Raw genomic sequence first — 5180 nt, forward strand, 5'->3', positions numbered from 1 at the left:
AGGCTGCTCGACGCCTGCAAGTGGCGGGCCTTGCGCGGCTGGCCAGGGAAGCCCTGGAAGATAAGGCCGGCCACACGAGCGATCTCGCGGAACTGGCGCAGGGCCATCTCGCTCTCGTTCAGCCCGGCGGCGATGTCCTCCAGCAGGTTGTCGGTCGAGAACAGGGCCGGGATGAGCGTCTCGGCGTTCAACGCCGCGAAGCCGGTCGCGTCATCGGCCAGCAGTTCGAAGCCGTAGTCGTTGGCCGTCAGCGTGAACGTCGCTGGCCGCGCCCGCGACAGCCGGAACGCGGCCAGCGCGGCGAGGCCCTGGTGCACCAGCTTGCCGGCGAAGGGGTAGACGAACAGATGGTGCAGCTTCGTCCGCCCTTGCCGCGATTCCAGCCGCTCCACCAGCAACTCGTCCTCGCCCGGCAGCGCCGACCACTTTTTCTGCAACTCCAGCACCGGCCGCACGGCGCTCATCTCCGGCCCGTCGTAGCGCCCGTCACGCGCCTCGGCCAGTTTGCGTCGCACGGCCGCGCCCAACTCGGGCGAGATGGGCAGGCTCGTGCCCGTCCAGGCCGGGATGATGCCCTTGAGCCGGTTGGCCGGCTTGACCCAGGCGGTCATGTCGCGCACGCGCAGGAACTCCAGCTTCTTGCCGGCGAAGACGAAGGTGTCGCCCGGCTTCAGGCGGCTGATGAACGACTCCTGGATGCTGCCCAAGTCGCGGCCGCTCTGGTACTTGACGGCGATGGAGGACTCGCCGACGATGGTGCCGATGGACATGCGGTGGCGGGTGGCGATGCCCTTGTCGAGGACGCGGTAGCGGCCGTCCACCGGCGCGACGCGGTGGTACTCCGGGTAGGCTCCCAGCGCCTCGCCGCCGTGGACGACGAAGTCGAGCGCCCAGCGCCACTCGGCGTCGCTCAGGTCGCGGAAGGCGTAGGTCGAGCGCACCTCGGCCAACATCTCCTCGGGCGCGAAGCCGCCGCCCAGGGCAATAGTGACGAGGTGTTGCACCAGCAGGTCGAGCGGGCGCTCCACCGGCTCGCGCCCCTCCATGCGGCCGGCCTGCATGGCGTCGCGGGCAGCGGCGGCCTCCACCAGTTCGAAGGCGTGGGTGGGCACGCAGGTGACCCGGCTGGTCGCGCCTGGCTGGTGGCCGCTGCGGCCGGCGCGCTGCAGCAGGCGGGCCACGCCCTTGGGGCTGCCGATCTGCAAGACGCGGTCGACGGGCGAGAAGTCCACGCCCAGATCGAGCGAGGAGGTGGCGACGACGCCGCGCAACTGGCCGGCGCGCAGACCGTCTTCCACCCAACGGCGGTTGTCGGCCGAGAGGGAGCCGTGGTGGAGGGCGATCTCCCCCGCCCACTCCGGCCGCTCGGCCAACAGTGCCTGGTACCACGTCTCGGCCTGGTTGCGCGTGTTGGTGAAGACCAGGGCGGTGCGCCCTTCCTCCACCGCCGCGGCCACCGCGGGCAACATCTTCAGCCCCATGTGCCCGGCCCAGGGGAAGCGCTCCACCCGCTCCGGGATGAGCGTGTCGATGACGATCTCCTTCGGCATGTGGCCCTGGATCAAGAGGCCGGAAGAACCATCCGCAGATTGGGCAGATTCGGCAGATTTCTCCTTCTTATAATCTGCGTAATCTGCCAAAGCTGCGGATGATTTCTCTGTCCCCAGCAAGACGGCCAGGGCCTGATCGAGGTTGCCGAGGGTGGCCGAGAGGCCCCAGAGGCGCAGGCCGGGCCGCCAGCGCCGCAACCGGGCCAGGCATAGTTCGGTTTGGACGCCGCGCTTGTTGCCCAGCATCTCGTGCCATTCATCGACGACGACGCAACGCAGGTCGCGGAAGAGATCGGCGGCGTTGGGCTGGGAGAGGAGCAGGGAGAGGCTCTCCGGCGTGGTGATGAGGGCCGTGGGGGGCGTGCGCAGTTGGCGGGCGCGCGCGCCGCTGCCGGTGTCGCCGGTGCGCCGCTCGACCGTCCAGGGGATGCCGGCCTCGTCCACCGCCTCGCGCAGCGAGCGCTCCGTGTCGGCCGCCAGGGCGCGCATCGGCGTCAGCCACAACACGCGCAAGCCGACCGCCGGCGGCCGACCACGCCCCCCCCGCTCCCCCGCTCCCCTGCCCCCCTGCTCGGCCACCCACTCCAACAACGGCCCCCACCACGCCGCCTGCGTCTTGCCCGCGCCGGTGGCGGCGTGGATGAGGCCGCTGCGACCGTCCAGATAAGCGCGCCATACGCGGCGCTGAAAGGGGAATGGCTCCCAACCGCGGGCGGCGAACCAGGTTTCGGCCGGGGCCAGTTGATCGGGCTTCTCGCTCACATGGGCGATTGTAATCCATGTGGCGCGCTTCCGAAAGCGCGGCGCGCTTCCGGCAACGCGGCGCGCTGGCCTGGGCGATTACGTCAAGCGCCCCTGTCTGTGATAATTACATGGCCGTATGAGCAAATTTCGGCCTGGCTATTGCATAAATTGCTCAGGTGTTTTATACTGTGATCGCCGGTAAAATCTGCTACAAGGGTGAGCAGTTTTCCGGCTCACGCCGGCTTTCGCTCCTTGGCTCATCGTGTCGCCGGCCGGCATCGCTCGAACTTGACGCGCTTCTGGTGCGAACAAGGCAAACAACCCCACACTGTTAGGAGGCATATGAACGGCTACTTCTTTCGGAAACGCGGATCGGTCGTCTTGGTGATTCTGGCGATGCTGTTGTTCGCCGCGGCCTGTGTGACCGATCCGGGCGCGGTGCTGGTGTCGATGCGTCAGGCCGGCACAACGGCCGACGGGTTGGACTACGGCCCGGAAGACATCATCGCCGTGACCCGCGAAGGCGGCGACCCGGCCTGGTTCACTTTCTTTGACGGCAGCGAGCATGGGCTGACGGCGAAGCATGGCATCAACGCCTTCAGCTTCAACGAATTGATGTGGTTTGGCGTCGCCGACCCGGTCACTTCGGAAGACCTGAAGTACATCCCGGCGTTGTACCTGACCTTCGCGCCCAACTCCATTCGCGTGCCCGGCATCTCCGGCCGTGTCAACGGCCAGGACATCGTCAAGTACTCGGAGACGGACCCGAGCGACGTGGGCACGTTTGAGGTGCTGTTCGACGGCTCCGACGTGGGTCTGACGACGGCGATGGAGCGCATCGACGGCCTGGGCTACTGGGCGCCGGAGACCTTTGTGGATCCGCTTTACGGCCAAGTGTGCCCGGCGGGCATCTTCTTCATCACCACGCAGGGCGTCTATCGCGTGCGCGGCGCATGGGGCGGCCAGATCGTCGGCAGCGGCTTCGACGTGCTCATGTTCTGCGCTACCAGCGTTGGCCCGGACACGGACGGCGCCTGGTATCGCGTCTTCAACACCCGCGATTACGGCTGGTTCACCCCCGGGCGCGCCAGCACCAGCATCGACGTGATCGGCTTCCAGCTGATGACGCCGGCTGCCCCCGAGGCGCAAGGCCCGCAGGCGCTGGGCAAGGACCCGGACCTGGCGGCGGGCATCGACTTCCTGTTCACGCCGCGTACCGCGTTTGGCATCACCGGCGTGACCGATCGCATCTTCCAGCCGTCCAACCTGTATGAGATCGACACGATCAGCAACTACCCGGACATCGATTTCTACGACACCTGGGCCGACTTCAACCTCGGCAATGACTATTTCACGGGCGAGACGTTCCCGCCGGTGAACGGGTTGGTGAACAGCATCTCGATCTGGGACTATCCTTTCGAGGAGGTTCCGCCGGTTCCTTAACCCCGGCTGACTCAGTTGAGTAGCGGCGCGAGGCGGCCGGTTGTTTCTACCCCCGCCTCCGCCTTACCCACCAGTTTTTGGGAAGAACTGCGGGCAGAGCTGTTTTCGACTCTGCCCGCAGTTTTGCGTTCAGGGATGGTCGTGCCCGCCTCTTGTGCCATTTTCAACTGTCACGGCCCGGACAATGTACCCATCTCCTCTAGAAAGTGGTGGAATTGGCTTAGATGGTGTGGTATACTGTAGTTGATGCAACGCTGGCCTTTGCCGCCACGTGGCCGCCGCCAGAGGCTCCAGGATTGCCGTTGCGTAGTTCCCACGGCCAGTATGGGGTGACCGGGTAGCCATTGGGCCGAAGAATCGCTGCCGGGGCCTTTGCTCGGCGATCGGCAAAGCGGCCTGTTGTCAGGAGGTTATTACCATGTCGCGCCGCCTGTTTTTGTGCCTGTTGCTTGCCGGATTCGCCCTGCTGTCGGTCGCCTGTCGCGCCGCGCCGAACGCTGGAGTCTTGGAAGAGAGCGGTCAGGCGAATGTGATCGAGGCCACCACCGATTCGTCGGTCGGCGGCTACACCTCTAAAGTCTCCGTCGCGCCGGGCGAGAGCCTGGACTTCCACATCTCCAACGGCCGCAGCGGCCCCTACAGCCTGAGCGTTTACCGCGAGGGGGCGGCGCGCCAGCTGATGACCACGATCCCCAACGTGCGCAGCGAGAATCGCAACTGCGCCGGCCGCTCCGAGACGGGTTGCGGCTGGCCCGTGGCGGCCACCTTCACCGTGCCGGCCGACTGGCCGTCGGGGGCTTATACGGTGGACATCCCGCGCGCCGATGGGCGCAGCGCCCGCATGCTCTTCTTCGTCCGCGAGCACAATCCCGGCGCGACGGCCCGCATCCTGTTCCTGGCCTCGGTCAACACCTACCACGCTTACAATGATTTCGGCGGCGGCTCGCTCTACGGCTTTGGCGTCACGGAAAAGGTGCAGCGGGTCAGCTTCGACCGGCCCTATAATGGTAACGGTACCGGCCTGTACCAGCGCTGGGAGAGCCATTTCGTCGAGTGGGCCGACACGGCCGGCTACGACGTGGCCTATGCCACGACGTATGACCTGGAGTTCATGCCCAATCTGTTGAGCCCTTACGACGTGGTCATCATCGCCGGCCATAGCGAGTACTGGACGTGGGACATGCGCCAGCGCGTCAAGGAGTTCGTGGCGCGCGGCGGTCGCTTCCTCAACCTGAGCGGCAACACGATGTGGTGGCAAGTGCGCTTCGAGGACAACGGCCGCACGATGATGGGCTACAAGAACTGGCGGGAAGACCCCAACAAGACCCGCCAGGGCTCGACCGACGTGAACTGGGACTACCCGATCTTCGACACGTCTTTCACCTTCACCGGCCTACACTGGCCCTATGGCGGCTATCCCGGCGGCAACGGCGACGGCTATTA

General features: G+C 66.3%; 3 protein-coding genes. 2 read left to right on the top strand and 1 reads right to left on the bottom strand.

Annotated features, from left to right (window positions below):
- Positions 1-2312 (bottom strand): ligase-associated DNA damage response DEXH box helicase (locus ACE3UY_RS00170; protein ID WP_374685528.1); only part of this gene is annotated, 2312 nt, incomplete at its 3' end.
- 324 nt (positions 2313-2636) lie between these two features.
- Here ACE3UY_RS00170 and ACE3UY_RS00175 point away from each other — a divergent pair.
- Together ACE3UY_RS00175 and ACE3UY_RS00180 are read left to right on the top strand one after the other, a co-directional pair.
- A complete protein-coding gene (locus ACE3UY_RS00175) occupies positions 2637-3737 on the top strand; it encodes a hypothetical protein (protein WP_374685529.1) in 1101 nt (366 codons plus the stop codon).
- A gap of 418 nt (positions 3738-4155) precedes the next feature.
- Positions 4156-5180, top strand: a 1025-nt coding sequence (locus ACE3UY_RS00180; protein ID WP_374685530.1) for a N,N-dimethylformamidase beta subunit family domain-containing protein, incomplete at its 3' end; no start/stop codon positions are given.

Origin of the sequence: Promineifilum sp. (SeqCode), assembly GCF_041918635.1 — a bacterium.
Taxonomy (GTDB): domain Bacteria; phylum Chloroflexota; class Anaerolineae; order Promineifilales; family Promineifilaceae; genus Promineifilum.

Excerpts from the sequence above, each read along its gene's own strand:
- ACE3UY_RS00175 (WP_374685529.1), top strand. The coding sequence starts at position 2,637 with ATGAACGGCTACTTCTTTCGGAAACGCGGATCGGTCGTCTTGGTGATT.